At 57.0% G+C, this 18,635-nt stretch carries 23 protein-coding genes; 10 read left to right on the plus strand and 13 right to left on the minus strand.

The features are described 5' to 3' along the window. Positions 1-5: 5 nt before the first annotated feature. The 3 genes from truB to A6F69_RS00120 are packed head-to-tail and all read right to left on the minus strand — an operon-like array spanning position 6 to position 2,322. Positions 6-1,007, minus strand: coding sequence for a tRNA pseudouridine(55) synthase TruB (gene truB / locus A6F69_RS00110; RefSeq protein WP_083984610.1), 1,002 nt, complete (start codon positions 1,005-1,007; stop codon positions 6-8). Then, on the minus strand, positions 1,000-1,719 hold the full coding sequence (locus A6F69_RS00115) for a site-2 protease family protein (RefSeq protein ID WP_067596394.1): 720 nt from the start codon (positions 1,717-1,719) through the stop codon (positions 1,000-1,002). Before A6F69_RS00115 ends, truB begins: the two co-directional genes overlap by 8 nt. 24 nt (positions 1,720-1,743) lie before the next feature. Beyond that, positions 1,744-2,322, minus strand: a complete 579-nt coding sequence (locus A6F69_RS00120; protein ID WP_067602080.1) for a thymidine kinase — start codon at positions 2,320-2,322, stop codon at positions 1,744-1,746. A gap of 183 nt (positions 2,323-2,505) precedes the next feature. Between A6F69_RS00120 and A6F69_RS00125 the strand changes: the two genes are divergently transcribed. Together A6F69_RS00125 and A6F69_RS00130 are read left to right on the plus strand one after the other, a co-directional pair. Then, positions 2,506-4,134: an AbgT family transporter gene (locus A6F69_RS00125; protein WP_067596395.1), complete on the plus strand. Its 1,629-nt coding sequence runs from the start codon at positions 2,506-2,508 to the stop codon at positions 4,132-4,134. Between the two features lie 53 nt (positions 4,135-4,187). Then, a complete protein-coding gene (locus tag A6F69_RS00130) occupies positions 4,188-4,763 on the plus strand; it encodes a YceI family protein (protein ID WP_067596396.1) in 576 nt (191 codons plus the stop codon). Positions 4,764-4,766: 3 nt separating this feature from the next. Here A6F69_RS00130 and A6F69_RS00135 read toward each other — a convergent pair whose 3' ends face one another. The 10 genes from A6F69_RS00135 to pspF form a co-directional block, all read right to left on the minus strand. Then, positions 4,767-5,684, minus strand: coding sequence for a bifunctional helix-turn-helix transcriptional regulator/GNAT family N-acetyltransferase (locus tag A6F69_RS00135; protein WP_067596397.1), 918 nt, complete (start codon positions 5,682-5,684; stop codon positions 4,767-4,769). 52 nt (positions 5,685-5,736) lie between these two features. Further along, the gene (gene rbfA / locus A6F69_RS00140; protein ID WP_067596398.1) at positions 5,737-6,135 is read right to left on the minus strand and encodes a 30S ribosome-binding factor RbfA; all 399 of its coding nucleotides are present in this window, start codon (positions 6,133-6,135) and stop codon (positions 5,737-5,739) included. Further along, entirely contained in the window at positions 6,135-6,575 is a 441-nt protein-coding gene (locus A6F69_RS00145; protein WP_067596399.1) for a PaaI family thioesterase, read from the minus strand. The genes rbfA and A6F69_RS00145 overlap by 1 nt, the downstream gene beginning before the upstream one ends. 71 nt (positions 6,576-6,646) lie before the next feature. Continuing rightward, positions 6,647-9,160: a translation initiation factor IF-2 gene (infB, locus tag A6F69_RS00150; protein WP_067596400.1), complete on the minus strand. Its 2,514-nt coding sequence runs from the start codon at positions 9,158-9,160 to the stop codon at positions 6,647-6,649. 16 nt (positions 9,161-9,176) lie between these two features. Further along, positions 9,177-9,941, minus strand: a complete 765-nt coding sequence (locus A6F69_RS00155; protein WP_067596401.1) for a DUF448 domain-containing protein — start codon at positions 9,939-9,941, stop codon at positions 9,177-9,179. Further along, positions 9,922-11,580 carry a transcription termination factor NusA gene (gene nusA / locus A6F69_RS00160; protein ID WP_067596402.1) on the minus strand — a complete coding sequence of 553 codons (1,659 nt, stop codon included), beginning with the start codon at positions 11,578-11,580 and terminating at the stop codon, positions 9,922-9,924. The genes A6F69_RS00155 and nusA overlap by 20 nt, the downstream gene beginning before the upstream one ends. Continuing rightward, positions 11,580-12,140, minus strand: coding sequence for a ribosome maturation protein RimP (gene rimP / locus A6F69_RS00165; protein WP_067596403.1), 561 nt, complete (start codon positions 12,138-12,140; stop codon positions 11,580-11,582). The genes nusA and rimP overlap by 1 nt, the downstream gene beginning before the upstream one ends. 190 nt (positions 12,141-12,330) lie before the next feature. Then, complete coding sequence (locus A6F69_RS00170; protein ID WP_067596404.1) at positions 12,331-13,215, minus strand: hypothetical protein; 885 nt, start codon at positions 13,213-13,215, stop codon at positions 12,331-12,333. A gap of 198 nt (positions 13,216-13,413) precedes the next feature. Next, on the minus strand, positions 13,414-14,277 hold the full coding sequence (locus A6F69_RS13155) for a hypothetical protein (RefSeq protein ID WP_067596405.1): 864 nt from the start codon (positions 14,275-14,277) through the stop codon (positions 13,414-13,416). 111 nt (positions 14,278-14,388) lie between these two features. Beyond that, positions 14,389-15,453 (minus strand): phage shock protein operon transcriptional activator, encoded by a 1,065-nt coding sequence (gene pspF / locus A6F69_RS00180; protein ID WP_067596406.1) that lies wholly within the window; start codon positions 15,451-15,453, stop codon positions 14,389-14,391. A gap of 151 nt (positions 15,454-15,604) precedes the next feature. Between pspF and A6F69_RS13105 the strand changes: the two genes are divergently transcribed. The 8 genes from A6F69_RS13105 (at position 15,605) to A6F69_RS00215 (ending at position 18,620) form a co-directional block, all read left to right on the plus strand. Continuing rightward, the gene (locus A6F69_RS13105) at positions 15,605-15,763 is read left to right on the plus strand and encodes a hypothetical protein (protein ID WP_169816526.1); all 159 of its coding nucleotides are present in this window, start codon (positions 15,605-15,607) and stop codon (positions 15,761-15,763) included. A gap of 152 nt (positions 15,764-15,915) precedes the next feature. Continuing rightward, positions 15,916-16,695: a phage shock protein PspA gene (gene pspA / locus A6F69_RS00185; RefSeq protein ID WP_067602083.1), complete on the plus strand. Its 780-nt coding sequence runs from the start codon at positions 15,916-15,918 to the stop codon at positions 16,693-16,695. Between the two features lie 3 nt (positions 16,696-16,698). Then, a complete protein-coding gene (pspB, locus tag A6F69_RS00190) occupies positions 16,699-16,998 on the plus strand; it encodes an envelope stress response membrane protein PspB (RefSeq protein ID WP_067596407.1) in 300 nt (99 codons plus the stop codon). Then, positions 16,995-17,372, plus strand: coding sequence for an envelope stress response membrane protein PspC (gene pspC, locus A6F69_RS00195; protein ID WP_067596408.1), 378 nt, complete (start codon positions 16,995-16,997; stop codon positions 17,370-17,372). Before pspB ends, pspC begins: the two co-directional genes overlap by 4 nt. A gap of 84 nt (positions 17,373-17,456) precedes the next feature. Continuing rightward, positions 17,457-17,717: a hypothetical protein gene (locus A6F69_RS00200; protein ID WP_067596409.1), complete on the plus strand. Its 261-nt coding sequence runs from the start codon at positions 17,457-17,459 to the stop codon at positions 17,715-17,717. Further along, entirely contained in the window at positions 17,717-18,037 is a 321-nt protein-coding gene (locus tag A6F69_RS00205) for a hypothetical protein (protein WP_067596410.1), read from the plus strand. Before A6F69_RS00200 ends, A6F69_RS00205 begins: the two co-directional genes overlap by 1 nt. After that, the gene (locus A6F69_RS00210) at positions 18,037-18,363 is read left to right on the plus strand and encodes a hypothetical protein (RefSeq protein ID WP_067596411.1); all 327 of its coding nucleotides are present in this window, start codon (positions 18,037-18,039) and stop codon (positions 18,361-18,363) included. The genes A6F69_RS00205 and A6F69_RS00210 overlap by 1 nt, the downstream gene beginning before the upstream one ends. Further along, entirely contained in the window at positions 18,360-18,620 is a 261-nt protein-coding gene (locus A6F69_RS00215; RefSeq protein WP_067596412.1) for a hypothetical protein, read from the plus strand. Before A6F69_RS00210 ends, A6F69_RS00215 begins: the two co-directional genes overlap by 4 nt. Positions 18,621-18,635: the final 15 nt, after the last annotated feature.

Consider the following 18,635-nt stretch of genomic DNA (forward strand, 5'->3'; position numbering starts at 1 on the left):
CTCTCTTACTCAGCGACATCGGGTAGATTAAAACCCCGCACAACCTTGGCCGTGCCTGCGATGCATTCCATTAACGCAACCGGAGTTTCACCCAGTTTCGCCAGATAGAGCCCATCGCTTTGGGGCATCCCGGAAAGGACCCGGCCCTGACGGACCGCCTGCGCACTATCCGGGTCAAGTTTCAGGGCCGGGATGTCGTCCAGCCCCGCCTCGAGCGGCAGGAGTAGGTCTGATAAGGCCGCGCCATTAGCTTGTTTCTCGAGTTTGTCCAGCGAAATCGCCTGATTCTCGAGGAATGGACCGGCCTTTACCCGCCTTAGATAGGTAACGTGCCCGACAGTTCCAAGCGCGCGCGCGATATCCCGAGCCAAAGAGCGGATATATGTGCCCTTTGAGACATGCGCAGTCAGAGTGACCGTCTCAGCCAATTCCAGCGGCATGGAGGGGTCATAGGGGTCTGGCCGACCGGCGGTGGTTTGGAAAGCAGACCGAAGCTCAGGGTCCTCGCGTTCGCCTGCAAATTCCAGCGAATGGATCGTGACCTGACGCGTCCTGATTTCGACCTCTTCCCCCGCCCGCGCCCGGTCATAGGCGCGCTTGCCGTCGACCTTCACCGCTGAATAGGCGGGCGGGACTTGCTCGACCTCTCCGGTAAAGTGCTCAAGGATCGCCGCGACGGCGGCCATCGGCGGCCTTCGGCTCGATCGTTCAATCACTTTGCCTTCCGTGTCGAGCGTGTCGGTCTCCTCGCCAAACTTGATCGTGAATTCATAAATCTTGCTCGCATCCAACATGCGGCCAGCCAGCTTGGTCGCTTCGCCCAGCGCGATTGGCAAAACCCCCTCGGCCAGTGGGTCCAGCGTGCCGCCATGACCAACCTTGGTCTTGGCATAGCCCGATTGGCGCAGAATGCGTTTGACCGCGCCGACAGCCTGCGTCGAGCCAAGCCCGCGCGGCTTGTCGATGATCAGCCAGCCGGAAACAGGAATTTCGCGCAGATCAGCCACCAGCCACCGCCGAAGCAATGCTTAAATATTGCGTCAGCGCCCAGTTCACGGGTGGTCCGATGGTATTTTCCAGCACGCCTAATTCAGGCGCGAACCATGTGAGGGCAACGAGAGCGAAAAACAGTATCATCCCGTATGGGCGCAGCCTACGATAGGCCTGAGAAAGCCCATCCGGCAAAATTCCCTCAACGATATGGGAACCGTCGAATGGCGGGATTGGCAGCAGGTTGAAAACACCAAGGAACACATTGATGAGGATGAAGTAAAACATGCCGCTTTGCAGCAGCAACGTTTCACCTGCCCCGTCCGCTATCAGTGAAAAGCCCGTCTCCGACGGCACAATTTGAGCACCGGCTGGCAAAGCCAAGCCCAGCGCCAATGCACCCAAAAGAGCCAATACAAAGTTGCTACCCGGCCCCGCTGCCGCCACCGCCATCATGCCGTAGCGGGGATTATCGAGCCGGTCCTGCCGCACGGGCACTGGCTTCGCCCAACCGAACACCGGCGCCCCCGCTAACGCAAGCGCGCCGGGAACAAGCAGCGTCCCCATGGGATCGACGTGGCGGATCGGGTTAAGGCTTAATCGCTTCGCGTCTCGCGCAGTCGTATCGCCGAGCAGTAACGCTGAATAGCCGTGCGCAACCTCGTGAAACACGATCGCCACTATCAGGCATGGGATTAGCACCAAGGCCAACGTCAGGGTATCTGTCATGTCTTGAAGATAGTGGCGAGCAGGTCAGCTCGCCAGAGCCTCGCTGAAATGTTTGCGGCACAAGGCCACGTAACGATCATTCCCGCCGATTTCAGTTTGCTCACCTGCTTTTACAGCTTTACCCTGCTCATCAACGCGCAGGTTCATCGTCGCCTTTCGCCCGCAGTCGCAGATGGCTTTCAGTTCCACGAGTGAATCCGCGATGCCCAGCAAGGCGGCGGAACCCGGAAACAGTTTGCCCTGAAAGTCAGTGCGCAAGCCATAGCAAAGCACCGGTGTTCCCGTTTCATCAGCCAGCCTTGCGCATTGCCAGACCTGTTCTTCGGTCAGAAACTGCGCTTCATCGATCAGCACGCAATCGACCCTGCCTTGCGAATGCTCTTCCAGCACATGCTCCAGAATATCGGTATCCGGTGCAAACCGATTTGCATCGCTGGCAAGGCCGATCCGGCTGCTTATTGCACCGAAGCCAGGGCGATCATCAATGGCCGCGGTCCAGAGTGAAACCCGCATTCCCCGCTCGCCATAATTGAAAGCGGCCTGCAGCAAGGTTGTGCTCTTTCCCGCATTCATGCTGGCATAATAGAAATAGAGCTTGGCCATGCTCGCGCGCCTTTGCTGTTCCGACAGGAGCCGCACGTTTGCAGCCGTGCCCGTGCCGTGCAAGCGCGGAACGCAAGTTATTCGGAAACAAATGTGGGGTTTCGCGGATTAAGCTGTGAGACAGGCGCTACCAGCAATGCTAGCGCTAAAGCAATTGGCAAGTATCGAGGGGCCTTAGGCACAATGGCTGAAACAAGCGCAGCAACGCAAAGCGGCATTCTGGGATGGATCGAGCGTACAGGCAACAAATTGCCTGATCCGGTTTTCCTGTTTTTCTATCTGATCGCTGCGCTGATCATAATTTCCGTCATTAGTTCGCTGCTGGGTGTTTCCGCACTTCATCCAACGGAGATCGACACAACGACCGGAGCAGCCCTGAGCATTGAAGCCGTTAGCCTGCTAAGCGCTGAGAATATCCAGCGGCTGTGGGTAGAAATGCCCAAGACTTTCACGCACTTTCACCCGCTGGGCTATGTCCTGGTGGTCATGCTGGGCGCAGGTGTCGCTGAGCGATCCGGCTTCTTCGCTGCCGGGATGGCAAAGGCAGTAAAAAGCGCGCCGAAGGCGCTCTTGACCCCCGTCGTCGCGCTGGTGGCAATGATCGGCAACCATGCCGCAGACGCAGGATACGTCGTACTGATCCCGCTGGCAGGCATCCTGTTTGCTGCAGCCGGACGGCATCCGTTGGCTGGTATTGCGGCTGCCTTTGCTGGTGTTTCCGGCGGTTTCTCCGCCAATATTTCGCCGGGCCAGCTCGATGCGCTGCTTTTCGGTATTACCGAGGAAGCAGTTGGTGCAAGTGCACTTGATCCAACATGGACGGCGAATCTGGCTGGTAATTGGTATTTTATCAGTGCGATGACCGTGCTGTTCCTGCCAATCATCTGGTATGTCACGGACAAGATTATCGAGCCCCGCCTTGGCCCATGGACCGGCGGCGGCTCGGCAGGTGCCGATGAAGACGGTAGCCCCGATCCGACAGAACACAGCGGCGAACTCGCCAGCAAGGGGCTGCGTCACGCTGGCTTGGCCGCTTTGTTTGTGGTTGGCCTTTGGATGGCAATGGTCTTCGCGCCGGGAACACCGCTGGTCAATGAAGCTGCATGTCTGACCCCAGACGGAGCGGCTGTTCCAGACTGCTCGATCCACAGTGAACTGCGCCCTTTGTATCAGTCGCTGGTAGCGGCATTCTTCATCCTGTTCCTGCTTACTGGCTGGGCCTACGGGCGTGCTACCGGCGTTATCAAGAACCACCGCGACATGGTCGACATGATGGCCGAGAGTATGAAGGACATGGGCTACTATCTGGTTCTGGCCTTCGCGGCGGCGCATTTTGTGGCCATGTTCAATTGGTCCAACCTTGGCCTGATTTCGGCTGTGCATGGCGCAGACGCGATCCAAGCAACCGGCCTGCCTTTGCCGATTGTCCTTGGCCTAATGGTGATTTTCGCAGGTATCTTGAACCTCTTCGTTGGCTCTGCGAGCGCGAAATGGGCGCTGCTTGCGCCTATCCTTGTTCCGATGCTCATGCTCTTGGGGATCAGCCCTGAAGGCGCGACCGCCGCTTATCGCGTCGGGGACAGTGCAACTAACATCATCACACCGTTGATGGTGTATTTCCCACTGATCCTGGTATTTGCGAAGCGCTGGCAGAAAGATTTCGGACTAGGCAGTCTGACAGCAATGATGATGCCATACTCGGTGTGGTTGCTAATCTCGGGCACCGTGCTGATCGTGATCTGGTTCTATCTCGGCATCCCACTGGGACCTGATGCGCCGGTTGGATACACTCTGCCGGGCAGTAACGAATAGCCGGACTTTAATCGATTAAGGGAACAGACTGGCCGGCAAGGTATATTAATAGCATGGCCTTGCTTCGCTCACTGATGGCTTTGGCAGCCGCAGCATTTCTGGTTGCAGCCCAGCCGGCTGGGCAAACATACTTTGTCGATAGCGCAGCAAGCAGTTTGTCGGCCAAGGTCCCGTTCTTTGGACTAGGGCGCAAATCTGCGGGCTTTCCCGAGGTTGCGGGCACGATAAAGTTGGATCGGGCGCGTCCGCAGAACATTGCGTTGGATGTGACAATTGATGCGACCAAACTCACCGCAGGTGACGATCTGACGCTTAACAGATTGAAGGGCGAACGCTTTTTTTGGGTAGAAAGACATCCCACCGTTCGTTTCGTCGGGCGCGAGATGAAAATGACCAGTCCAACACGAGGCAGCGTGGACGGTGACCTGACAGCGCGCGGTGTGACAAAGCCGGTCACTCTTGACGTAACTTTTGACAGACCGCCTGCCGAAGCGGCACCGGACGACATCATTGCGTTGACCGGTACTACACGCATCAACCGCTACGACTTCGGGATGAAATCCTATCGGCTGATCGTGGGGAAATATGTCAATATTGAGCTGCGCGCTCGCATGGTGCCTAAGCCCTAGCTCTTAAAGCTCGAGCAACCAATGCTCGCTGACTTCTTCCCTTCCAAATTCAGTCTGCACCTCTGTCGAGGTAATCCTGTAACCTTCGGCCGCATAAATCCTGCGCGCACTCTCCAACACTGCATGGGTCCACAACACCATTTGCTTGTACCCCGCCTCTCTGGCGAACTGCGTGCATTTACGGACTAGTGCGGAACCGACGCCCAGCCCGCGCGCCTCAGGCTCTACATAAAGCATCCGTAGGCGAGCGGTCTCATTATCCTCATTTGCGACAAAAACAGAGCCCAGCATTCGGCCATTTCGCTCTGCAATCCAACCCTGATCCTTACCCGGCTTGAGATCACGCAAATAGGCGGCGCAGATCTCCATCATCAGCGCTTCCAGTTTGTCGCCCCACCCCCAATGTTCGCGATAGATGATCGCCTGACGCGCGCAGATATGTCCAAGATCGCCTGGCTGTAACTCTCTTAAAGACCATTGGGACTGAGTGTCGCGGAACAGCAAGTCACCTGCCTCACCCAGCGCATTCACAAGGCGAACCGCGCCGTCTTCATCGAGCTGCGCCAGCAGCTTCTCCGTCTCAGCCAAAGTCACAGCATCAAGCGCCTGATATCTATCCTCGCCATCCGAGGTCAGCGAAAGCGGGCGTTCACGCGCATCCTCGCCTCTGCCGCGCTCAATCCATCCTTGCTTCTCCAGCTTGGCAACCGTTCGGCTGAGATAGCCGGGATCGAGGCCCATTACCTGCGCGACATCGCGGGCGAGCACAGGCTGTCGCTCCCGAATTTCATAAGTCACGCGCGCTTCAACCAGCGACAATTCGCCGCCCATATAGCGCGGCTCCAACAGCCCCATCAGCTGAGAGAATTGTCGGTTGAACGCACGAATGGCGGGCACGGCTTGCTGGATCGCGACAGTCATTCAGACGGCATCGCGATATTAGTTGCCAAAGTCAACTATAATTCAGCCGGGACTATTCGCCCTCATCCAGATCACGCGCCACCTTGGGATCGCGCAGCAGTCTTTCGATACGGTCGGCTTCGTCAAAGCTCTCGTCAGAACGGAATTTGAGCTTGGGCGCGAACTTCAGGCCCAACCGCTTGGCAACTTCTCGCTGCAGGAACGCTGTATTCTGCCTTAGCGCCTTTACGACTGCATCCTCATCCGCACCCAACAACGGCTTCACATAAGCGGTTGCATTGCGCAGATCGGGGGTCATGCGCACTTCAGTCACCGCAATATTTGCTGCGCTGACGATATCGTCATGCACTTCTTGCCGGGCGAGAAGTTCGCTCAGGATATGCCGCACACGCTCTGCCACTTTGAGGACGCGAACCGAGTGCTGTTCTGGTGTAAATTGCTGCCGCGCCATTATCCCATTCCTGTTTCAGTGGGCGTCGGGCGCATGGTCGGGATTGCTGTTGAGGTCGCGCGTGCCAGCATCTGCCCCTCTTCGGTCAGCAGTTCTCCCTCCAGGAAGATCACGCGTCGCCCGCCGCGCACAACACGGCCCTTGCCGATGATCGTTGCGCCTTCAGGCAACAACCCCAGCAACTGCATCGAAATCTCTAGGTTGAGCGGGGCCTGCTCTCCGCCCGTCATCGCGACGTAGGCATAGCCCATCACATCATCGAGATAACCCGCGACAAGCCCGCCCTGCACGCCTCCTCGCCAAGTGGTCATCTGCTTCTGGACAGTGAACCGCATGGTGGCCGTCGCGGTTTCTTCATCGAATCCGACAAACTCGCTACCTAGCAGCGCGCTATGCGGCGAGTCTGCGCCATCAGATGGGTGATATTGATATTCGCTCATCTGGATATGCCCAGCAGGACAGCCGAGGGCAAGCGGTGACCTTCGTAGATCTTCGTCACCCTCTAGCCCCCTTAGCCGACCTCGAGCGTCCGCTCACGCTCCTCTACTTCGAAGACTTCCAGCTGGTCGCCCGGCTGAATGTCGTTCGTGTCTTCGAGCACGACACCGCACTCAAGGCCCGCACGCACTTCGTCGACATCGTCCTTGAAGCGGCGCAGCGATGCGATTGTCGTCGCTGAGACGATAACATCTTCGCGGGTGAGACGCGCGAACAGGCCTTTGCGGATAACGCCTTCTTCGACCAGCAGACCAGCTGCCTTGTCGCGCTTGCCCGACTTGAAGACCTGCTTGACCTCAGCGCGGCCAACCACTGTCTCGATCCGCTCCGGACCAAGCTCGCCGGCCATTTCCTTCGCGACTTCTTCGGTCAGGTGATAGATGACATCGTAATACATCATCCGCACGTTATCGCGCTTTACCATGTCGCGTGCCTTGGCATTCGGACGAACGTTGAAGCCGATGATCGGCGCGTTGGAAGCCGCAGCCAGTGTCACGTCGCTTTCGGTGATCGCGCCAACGCCTGCATGCAACACGCGTACCTTGATCTCGTCATTCGAGATGTTGTGCAGCGCGGTGACGATTGCTTCGACCGAACCTTGCACGTCCGCCTTTACCAGCACCGGCCATTCAATGACATTCGATGCCAAATTGTTGAACATCGTATCAAAGCTGGTCGGAGCAAGCGCAGTACGCTTTTCGGTCGCCTTTTCCTGACGGTACTGAGCAACTTCACGCGCGCGCTGATCGTTCTCGACCACTGTCAGAAGATCACCAGCACCCGGCACTCCGCCAAGCCCCAGAACCTCGACTGGCATCGATGGGCCAGCTTCCTTGATCTGCTTACCCTGATCATTGACAATGGCGCGAACTTTGCCGCTCTCGGTCCCCACAACGAAGGTGTCGCCACGCTTCAGCGTACCGCGTGTGATGATAACCGTTGCAACGGGGCCGCGGCCCTTATCTAACTGAGCTTCGATCACGGTCGCTTCGGCATCGCGATCTGGGCGTGCTTTCAGCTCGAGGAGCTCTGCCTGAAGTTCGATCTTCTCAATCAATTCGTCCAAGCCGGTGCCTTTAAGTGCTGAAATTTCAACATCTTGCACATCACCCGACATCGCCTCGACGATCACTTCATGCTCAAGCAAACGCGAACGGATATTGTTCGGGTCGGCTTCAGGCTTGTCGCATTTGTTGATCGCGACAATCATCGGAACGCCAGCGGCCTTCGTGTGATTGATCGCTTCAATCGTCTGCGGCATCACGCCGTCGTCTGCTGCGACAACCAGTACGACAATGTCGGTTACATTCGCACCGCGGGCACGCATTTCAGAGAACGCAGCGTGGCCCGGAGTGTCAAGGAAAGTGATCTTCCCACCAGACTTGGTATCAATCTGATAGCTGCCGATATGCTGCGTAATGCCACCAGCTTCCCCTTTGGTCACGTTGGTTCCGCGCAGCGCATCGAGCAGGCTGGTCTTGCCGTGGTCAACGTGCCCCATGATGGTCACAACCGGTGGACGCGGCTTCAGCGTTTCTTCCGGATCGACATCCTCTTCGGTTTGAATATCGACGTCGGCTTCTGAGACCTTCTGGATGTTATGGCCAAACTGCTCGACCAAAAGCTCAGCCGTATCCTGATCGATGGTCTGATTGACTGTGACCATCATGTCCAGATTGAACAGTTCCTTGACCAGATCAGCGCCTTTTTCACCCATCCGCTTGGCAAGTTCACCAACCGTAATGGCTTCCGGCACGACAACGTCGCGGATCTGCTTCTCACGGGGGCGATTATCGCCCCCGCCTTGTAACCTGCGTTCTTTCTCACGCGCACGTTTCAGCGCCGCGAGCGAACGCGCCCGGCGTCCTTCGTCTTCATTCAGCGCTTTTGTTACTGTCAGCTTGCCCGAACGGCGCTTGTCCTTGCCCCCACCACGCTTCGGCTTCTCTTCCTTCTTCTTCTCGGGTCGCTTGGGTTCAGGCCGGGCAACCGGCGTAAACTTGCGCGCAGATGGCGTGGGCGTATCGCCTGCCGCCGCAGCAGAGGCATCTGCGGCATCTTCAGCAACTTGCGCCTCAGCCTCAGCAGCCGCCTTGGCTTCCTCCGCAGCACGCTTCTCAGCCTCTTCTTCTGCCTTGCGATTTTCCTCCGCGCGCTTCTTCTCGTCAGCCTTGGCCTCCTTGGCCTTCTTGTCATCACGCTTGCGCGCCTCTTCGAGGGCTTTCAGGCGCGCCTCCTCAGCTTCGCGTGCCAGACGGGCAGCGAGTTCCTGAGGTGTTTCTTTAGGAGCAGCCGGCTTCTTTGGCGCGGCCTTCTTGGCCGCTGGCGCAGGCGCTGGCTCTGGTTCGGGCGCAGGTGCTGGCGTAGGCGCAGGTGTTTCACCCGGTTTCAACAGCTTGCGGCGGCGCTTAACCTCGACCGCAACCTTGTTGGTGCGGCCATGGCTAAAGGTCTGCTTGACCTCGCCAGGTTGCGCACCTTTCAGTGTCAGCGGTTTACGGGCCGGTTTTTTTTCTTCGTCGCTCATCTAGCAATTGCGTCCTTCACACATTCAATTCTTCGTCCAGGTGACCGGAAGAGGTCTGATCACCATCAGTTTCAGAAGGCGATTGGCCTCCGAGATATTGCAGCAGCCGTACCAAAGCACCCTCGATCCGGCGCGCCGCAGCACCATTATTCAGCGCCAGGTGGACAACATTGTCGCGGCCCAATGCCACAGACAAAGCCGCCCGGTCCAGTGGCAAGACAATTCCTCGCTCGCCGCTGCCTTCTGCATCGCGTCCCACACGCCATGCCTGATCCAATTTCTTACGCCCGTCTTCACTCGCATCAGAAGCATGCAGAAGCAGCTCTGTACGTCTGGTGCGGGCTTGTTCTTCAATCCGCGACGTACCCAACACAAGGTGCCCCGCACGCAATTCCAAACCCAGCCGGTCAAGAAGCAGTTTGGTCAAAGCTTGTTCAGCCATTGCTGGCAAATCAGCTGGAATCTCGAGCTTTGCACCTTTGAATGCGCGCCCCAAAGCACCCTTTAACTGGCCCTTAGCAAGCGCGGATTCAAGCTCAGCTCGCGTAACACCGATCCATGCGCCACGCCCAGGAGCTTTCGCATGAGGATCGGGCAACACCAATCCGTCCGGCGAAATAGCGAGGCGCAGCAGACTGTCGCGCGAGGCATGCTTGCCAGTCAGGATGCACTTGCGTTCTGGCGCACTCTTGCTGGCGCAGGCTTCGCCGGACGCCGTTTTACGGTGTCTCGGCTTGTCAACGATGTCGGAGCTTACGCGCTCATTGGGTGGAGTCCGCATCGGCGGCCTCCTGAGTTGCGGCATCTTCGGCGGCCGGAGCCACCTCTTCCTCATCTTCAAACCAATGCGCGCGAGCGGCCATGATGATCTCGTTGCCCTGCTCTTCAGTCAGGCCATATTCACCCAGCACTCCGCCCTTGTCTTGCTCGCGGATCGACGGACGACGCATCGGCGGTCCGTCCGAGTTACGGCGACGCGGAGCTTCGCGCTTCTTGGCAATAAGTTCATCCGTCGCGAGGTCGGCCAAATCGTCAAGCGTCTTGATGCCCGCTTTGCCCAGGGTCACCAACATGACTTCTGTCAGATGCGGCATGTCGGCCAGATCGTCTTCGACGCCCAGCTCACGACGCTCAGTGCGTGCAGCTTCTTCGTGGCGATCAAGCGCTTCCTTGGCACGGCTTTGAAGTTCTTCAGCGAGCTCTTCGTCAAAACCCTCGATCGATGCCAGCTCTTCCAGTTCGACGTAGGCAACTTCGTCAAGCTCGGCGAACCCTTCTGCAACAAGCAGCTGAGACAGCGTTTCATCAACGTCGAGCTCTTCTTCGAACATCTTCGAGCGCTCGGCGAATTCCTTCGAACGCTTTTCGCTCGCTTCCTCTTCAGTCATGATATCGATCTGGTGACCGGTGAGTTGGCTAGCCAGGCGCACGTTCTGACCGCGGCGACCGATTGCCAGCGATAGCTGGTCATCGGGTACAACCACTTCGATTCGGCCTTCTTCCTCGTCCAGAACCACGCGAGCCACCGTTGCCGGTTGCAGCGCATTCACGACGAAAGTTGCGGTGTCCTCGGACCATGGAATAATGTCGATCTTCTCGCCCTGCAGTTCCTGCACAACGGCCTGAACGCGAGAACCCTTCATACCGACACAGGCACCGACCGGATCAATCGAGCTGTCATGGCTGATCACGCCGATCTTCGCACGGCTGCCCGGATCTCGGGCAGCGGCCTTGATCTCGATGATGCCGTCGTAGATCTCGGGCACTTCCTGCGCGAACAGCTTGCGCATGAAATCAGGGTGCGCGCGGCTAAGGAAGATCTGCTGACCGCGATTGTTGCGCTCAACCTTTGTAATGATCGCACGGATCCGTTCGCCAACACGCGCCGCTTCACGCGGGATTTGCTGGTCACGGCGGATAACGCCTTCGGCTCGACCAAGGTTGACGATCACGTGACCGAATTCAACTGACTTGATCACACCGGTAATGACTTCGCCTGCGCGATCCTTGAATTCTTCATACTGACGCTCGCGTTCTGCATCGCGAACTTTCTGGAAGATCACCTGCTTGGCGCTCTGCGCGTCGATGCGACCCAAATCAACCGGTGGCAGGGGATCAACGATGAAATCGCCGATCTTGGCATCTTCCTGCAGTTTTTGCGCCGCCTTCAGATCAACCTGCTTGAAGTAGTCTTCGACTTCCTCGACCACTTCAACCACACGCCAAAGGCGCAGATCGCCAGTTTGCGGGTCCAGCTTGGCGCGAATGTCGTTCTCCGCGCCATAGCGGTTGCGCGCGCTTTTCTGGATCGCTTCTTCCATCGCTTCAATGACGATCGCCTTGTCGATCATCTTTTCCGAAGCGACTGCATTTGCAATCGCAAGCAGTTCAGCCTTGTTCGCAGAAATTGCCGTGGCCATCAGTCTTGAGCCTCTTCTTCTTCAAGTATGTCTTCAGCGCCGCTCGTATCGAGCGGCTGAGTGGCGGCGATCAGCGCGTCGGTCAAGACAAGCTTCGCCGAATGAACCATTTCAAGCGGGTAGGAAACCTCCCCCGCCTTGTTGTCTTCGATGGTAACTATACCACCTTCGATACCCTTCAAGATACCGCGAAGGTTACGCTGACCGTCCCAATCCTTGGCCATGGAGACTTTCGCTTCGTGGCCCAGCCAATTCGCGTAGTCTTTGGCGCGTGTCAGCGGGCGGTCGATGCCGGGCGAACTCACTTCAAGGTGATAGGCACCTTCAATCAGAGTTTCGCCCGCTTCTTCAGCGGCATCCATCGCGTCAGACACCGCACGAGAAAGCGCAGCGCATTGATCGATGATCAGCTGGCCCGTCGCTGGGTCTTCCGCCATGATCTGCAACGCCATACCGCCGTCACCGGCTTCCGAAGGCATCATCTTCACGCGCACGAGATCAAAGCCGAGAGCTTTCGCTTCGGGCTCGATAATCTCAGTCAGTCGCGCAATGTTTGCCATTCGGTCTCCGTAGTCCTCGCGTCATTGCTGACAAAAGCCGTTTGGGCCGGCCCCTTGCGGCGCCAGCATCTCAACTTTGTGTCGACAATGTCGGGATGAGGGGCAGATAGGCGCGAGTCGCACGAATGGCAAGCAGTAAAGAAAAGGGGGCCGCAACGCCGGCCCCTTAATCTTGCAAAGTGGCTAAGTCCTAGAAGTGAAGGTCACCGCTATGCTGGCGGGGGCCATTGTGACCTTCTGTATGATCGTCATGATGATCAGGGCCTTCGCCAATAGCCCAAGTGACGTGAGTGATTACATCAAAACTAGCTTCTGATCGTCTATAGATGTTCGGACGTCCCTGGGCATCGCGTCCAATTGGTGTACCCCAATCTGCCGGACCAGTGCCGCTCAAACTAAGCTTCTTGCCTCTCCCGTTGCCATTTCCGCCGCCGCCGCCGCCGCCGCCGCCGTCAGTGCCATGACTATGCGCATAAATGTCGGCTAGTTGAGCAAAGTCGTGTGGATCTGGGGTTTTATCTTTAGAATCTGGATTGCCCTGATATTCCATGCAGGAATCGGTTATACTTGTGTTGAAATCTTCATTTTGGTGGCCGAGGCCGAAATCGTGGCCGATTTCTTGGCACATCACCAGTTGACGCCAAACATCCGTGTTATAACCCTGACCGGGCGGATCTCCGTCGAAATAGGTATCATTCACCTTTGTATAGCCGGCAATAATATGTTTAGTCTTGCCGCGGGTTGTAGCTATGCCGGCAATGCCCAGCCAACCATTCGGACCATAGTCATCATTACAAACATGGATCTGGCCCGAAATGAGAGGGCAACTTGTGTTCGTGCCATCGCCGCGAGAGTACGGCGATTGGATGAAGTCTGAGACATTCCAGTCTTGGACCGCAATAAACGTACGATCGGATGCTGCCCATTCCCCGGTTGTAAAGTCGACCACCGGAACGGCAATCTCGGGCGTAGTGCGTTCCCAGTGATATGTGCTCCAAGAGTGACTCGCAAAAACCGGCGCAGCCAATGCTGCGACCGAAACTGCACCGATAGTGAGAATTTTCTTGCTGACCATGTTGATCGCCTCCCAGTAAAGGGCGCGAATTCAACCCCACGATGGCCTTGCCATCAATCCCCGCGCCAATCCCATTAATGCTCTCTGTACACCCGGCGCCCTTGGCGTGCAAATATTGGCAACCAAACCCGAGACGCTGTACAAGAAAGGGGCCAGCCATACGGCCAGCCCCTCAGGTACCGAACCTTGAAATGAATATTAGTGGTGTTCACCATCGTGATGGTGATTGCCGCCCTCCGGACCTTCACCAATGGCCCAGGTGACATGCGTGACTACCAGTGCGCCATCCATCTCGCGAACGAAAACGTTGGGACGACCATCGCCATCGTAGTCGGTCGGGCGCCCCCAGTCCTTCGGGGTATTTCCCAGACCAAACTTCTTTCCCTTGCCGCCGCCTTTGCCGCCGCCATTGCCTCCGCCCTTTCCAGGCTTTCCACCACCGCCACCATCACCGGTGTCTCCGCCTTCACTATGCGCATAGATCAGTGCCAACTGTTCATAGTCATGCGCATCTGGGCCTTCATTGCCCGCCGGCTGGCTGGTATACTCCATGCAGGACGTCGTCACATCCGTGCTGAAATTCTCGTTCTGGTGACCCAGCCCATAGTCGTGGCCGATCTCCTGACAGGTGACCAGCTGGCGCCAAGTATCGTTATTGTACCGATCCTGATTGAAATAATAATCATTCAGCAGCGTTGCCCCGCCGGTGATATGCCCGCTGGAGATAGTTATGCGGGCAAGACCAAGCCACCCAACAGAACCGTAGTCATCATTGCAGACATTGATCTCATCGCGAACGATAGCACAAGCAGGATCCGCATTGCCGCGAACCAGCGGCGCTTCAATATATGGTGAGACGTTCCAATCAGCCACCGCAATCCCGGTGTGATTGCGCAGGGCCCAAATGCCGGTGGTGTTGTCAATTACGGGAACGGTGATCTCGTTGCTGGTCCGCACCCAGTGATATGTGCTCCAGGAATGGTTCGCGAGCACCGGTGCCGCCAGAACCGCCGAAATGCTCAGCCCCACTGATGCTGCTGCCAGTTTTTTGCCCAATTTCATAATCCGTTTGCCCCTTGCTGGAATACGCCAAACCCGCGCCGGGAAAGTCTTGGCGCGCAAAGGGGTAATGACAGCCTAACCGCTGTGCTTATCAGGCAATGCTAATTGGATTTAACCATCTGCCTCTTTTTCCTGCATCAGATCATGTTTCTTGATGCAGTGGCGCAGCTGATCATAAGTCAGGCCCAGCGCCTTGGCCGTCTGGCGCTGGTTCCAGCGATGTTTACCCAGAGCATGCTCTACGATTGAGCGCTCATGCGCATCCACCGCAGCGCGCAGATCATCCACATTCTCAAGCTCGGTGGCCAAAGCTGCTTTGTGCGCAGTTTCTGTGCCCGTAGGTTTTGGTTCCGCCTTTGTTGTGTGCGCGGCTGGCTTGCGATGCGCAGGGGTAAAGGGCTTCCATGGGCTGTCGAACGGATCGAACTGGACATGCGCGATCGGCTCGTCCCAATTGTCCCAACGGTAAACCGCGCGCTCAACCACATTGCGCAGCTCGCGGACATTGCCCGGCCATGCATATTCATCAAGCTGGCGCCGCACGTGATCAGCAAATCCAGGCCAGCCTTCCCAATGCAGTTCAGCGGCCATCCGTCTTCCAAAGTAATCTGCCAAGACATCCACGTCACCGTCGCGAACCCGCAGCGGCGGTAAGGTGATAACTTCAAAGCTCAAGCGATCGAGCAAGTCAGCGCGAAACTCGCCTTGCTCGGCAAGCGCAGGCAGATCATCGTTGGTCGCTGCGACAATTCGTACATCAACGCGGATCGGACGCGAAGAACCGATGCGGGTGACTTCGCCATACTCAACTGCGCGCAGCAGCCGTTCTTGTGCACCCATCGATAGAGTGCCCAGTTCGTCGAGAAATAGCGTGCCTTTGTCGGCTTCTTCAAACCTTCCTGTGCGCGCTTTGGTAGCACCGGTAAATGCTCCAGCTTCGTGGCCAAACAATTCGGCTTCGATCAGCGTTTCAGGCAGGGCCGCACAATTCATAGTCACCAGCGGCTCTCCCCAACGCGGAGATAGGCGGTGAAGGCGCTCGGCGATTAATTCCTTGCCAGTTCCGCGCTCGCCAATGACGAGGACAGGACGATCCATGGGCGCGGCTCTAGAAGCTCGCTCAACGGCGTCCAGAAAGGCCCCGGACTGGCCAATAAATTGATTCTCACGCTCCATTACCCAACCTGTAGGAAAAAACACCAACTGTTGGCAAGAGAAACCAATCGGTCTCTTGGCCGAAAATTCCATACCATTGTTTTAGAAGCATTTTTTAAGTTTGGCACACCACTTGCAGATTCCTAAGCATACCGCAAGGGAGTTTAGAAAAATGTTCAATCGCGAATTCATCCAGAGCAAGCTTGGCAAGGCTTCAGTTGCCAGCGTCGCTGCGATGGCTTTGTTCGTCGCGCTTAGCACGCAGATGCAGATCGCGCCCGCCGTTGCCGCCACACCGATGGCGAGCGGTGTGCTGGTCGAGATGGCATGACCAAGCCTGACAAAAATAACCCCTTTGGACCGGAGAGCTCAGTCCCCCCCGCGAGCAAGTCCGAAGGCGCGCACTCCAGTCCGCGCGCCACGCCTCCGGTCCAACCCCTTTCCCCCGAGCGCCCCAAGAAGCGCTCGCGGCTCGATGCAGAAATCGAACGCCTGCGCCAGAGCCCGACTCCCACTCAATCAAATGGGCGTTCGAATGAAGAAGAGAATTTTTTCAACGGAGTAGCCTTTATGGGGATTTTCAGTCGGACCCGCGACATCATCGCCGCCAACTTCAATGACATGCTCGATAAGGCCGATGATCCGGCCAAGATGATCCGCATGATCATCCTCGAGATGGAAGAAACCCTGGTGGAAGTACGCGCCAGCGCGGCGCGTACCATCGCGGACCAAAAGGAAATGCACCGCCACGTCGTGAAGCTCGACCGGCTGCAGGCTGACTGGGGCGAGAAAGCACAGTTGGCGCTGAGCAAGGATCGCGAAGATCTTGCTCGTGCAGCTCTGGTCGAGAAGAAAAAGGCCTCTGACATGGCCGACCAGCTCAAGCAGGAGATAGGCGTACTGGACGATGCGCTTCGTGCCTACGAGGAAGACATCCAGAAACTGCAGCATCGCCTGCGTGAGGCACGTAGCCGCCAGACCGCGATCGCAGCACGCCTCGAAAGTGCCGAGAACCGCGTCAAGCTCCGCACGCTGATGAGCACTGAGCGTACGGACGAAGCGCTGTCACGCTTCGACCAACTGGAACGCCGCGTTGATTACGCCGAAGGCCGCGCGGAAGCATTGAGCATTGCCGATCAGACCGGCGGGCCGAGCCTGTCAGACGAAATCGCCGCACTCGAAGGCGCTGATGCAATCGACGATGAACTTGAGCAGATGAAGAAAGCGCTGGGCAAAGATGGCGCCGACAAGAAAGGGGACTAAGTCGTGGATCCGGAATTTGTAGTTATACCGTTACTTTTTATTGGCCTGCCGTGGTTGGTCCTCCATTACATTACCAAATGGAAGACTGCCGCGACCATCACAACCGATGATGAAGTTCTGCTGGATGAACTCTATCAGCTGGCAAAGCGGCTGGATGACCGAATGGATACGGTCGAGCGCCTAGTTGCCAGCGACAACCCTGAATTCCAGCCCAAGCGCATCCAGGCCGATCTGGAACAGGATAATCAGCAGTTGCGCGAGCTCGACCGCCTGATTGCCGACAAGAAAGGAACCGCACAGTGAATAGCCCCCGCACCACGCTTTACCGCGATAAGCACAATGCCAAATTGATGGGTGTTTGCGCTGGGATCGCTGACTACACTGGTGTCAACGCGCTGTGGGTTCGTCTGGGTTTCTTGATCCTGCTGTTCACTGTCGCGCCAATCTTGCTACCGGCTTATTTCGTCGCGGGTCTCTTGCTCAGCAAGAAGCCGCCGCATCTCTATGTCGACAAGGAAGAGCAGCAGTATTGGCAGCGCGTTCGCCAAAGCCCGAAGCGTACCGCCCGCGAAATCCGTGCGCGCTTCCGCGACGTCGATCGCCGGTTGGCAGCCGTTGAGCATCACTACGTGAGCAGCAATCCGCGGCTGACCGCAGAGATCGAGCGCCTGCGCTAAGGACGAGCACGCCAGACAGGGGAGGGAAATTTGCCCGGTGAACTAATTCCGATAATTGCGATCATTTTCGGATGTACCATCCCGATGGTCGCAATCTGGTCCAAGCACAAACAGAAGATCGCTGAAATGGAGATCAGTGCGACTGCTGAGCATACTGCAGAAAAAGCGGCGCAGTATGCGAGCCAGGTTCAGCGCCTCGAAGATCGCGTTCAGGTGCTCGAGCGCATCGTCACTGACAAGGGATATGATGTAGCCACGCAAATAGAAGCGCTTCGCGACACGCGCGCAGTAGAACACCCCGACAGAGGTGTACCTATCGACATGGCAAGCAAGGAGCGCACATAATGTTTCCATTAACCGAGACAGCTATCATCGTTGGCGTCGCAATCATAACAGGCGGCTGGATAGTGAACAGCTGGATGCGAATGAAGATGGGCTATCCGCTGGAAAACAGCTGGGGCAAAGCGATCTACCCGAAGAACGATGGCGAGGCTGTCGAACGGGTGAAATTGCTAAGCCAGGAAAATGCGCAACTGCGCGCAGAGCTCGGTTCAATGAAAGACCGGCTTGCCAACGTCGAGCGTATTGTGACCGACAGTGGATATCAGTTGACCCATGAGATTGACCGCCTGCGTCAAGAAACGACCGAAAAGGACGTAAACTGATGGATTGGGACCTGATCACCATATTTGGCTTCGTACTGATAGTTTGCATGATCGTGTTCCCCTTCGCTGCTCGTTCGCATCGCCGAGCTATCGAACATGAAGAGCGCAAGTTGGAATTGCTAGCTCGCGCTGAAGAAGCGAAAGCCGGCAAGACAAGCAGTGACCAAGCAGAATACCGCAAGCTTGAGGAGCGTGTCCGCGTGCTTGAACGTATAGCAACTGACGGCAAGCAGGATCTCGCGCTTCAAATTGAGCAGCTGCGAGACTTGCAGGAGATCGACGACCTAGCCACTGCGCGAGCCAACCAGCAGGAGGCGGCACGATGAGTTTCTGGACTGCCATTGTGCTGATTGTTCTCATTGGCTCAATTGCAAGCGTTTTGCGCTCGCGAAATCATAGGCGAGTTGAAGATCAGTCAACCAATGGCAACGCTACTCGCGACGAAGAGGCGCAGAGGGAGCTGCAAGAGCTCCGCGAGCGTGTGAAGGTGCTCGAACGGATTACAGTCGATGGCCGCGAAGCGCGCGCCATCGCGGACGAGATTGAAAGCTTGCGCGGCAAGCCGAATAAACAGGACGGCTAAGGCCGCAGGTTCACG

It is taken from the genome of Altererythrobacter ishigakiensis, from assembly GCF_001663155.1.
Taxonomy (GTDB): Bacteria; Pseudomonadota; Alphaproteobacteria; order Sphingomonadales; family Sphingomonadaceae; genus Erythrobacter; species Erythrobacter ishigakiensis.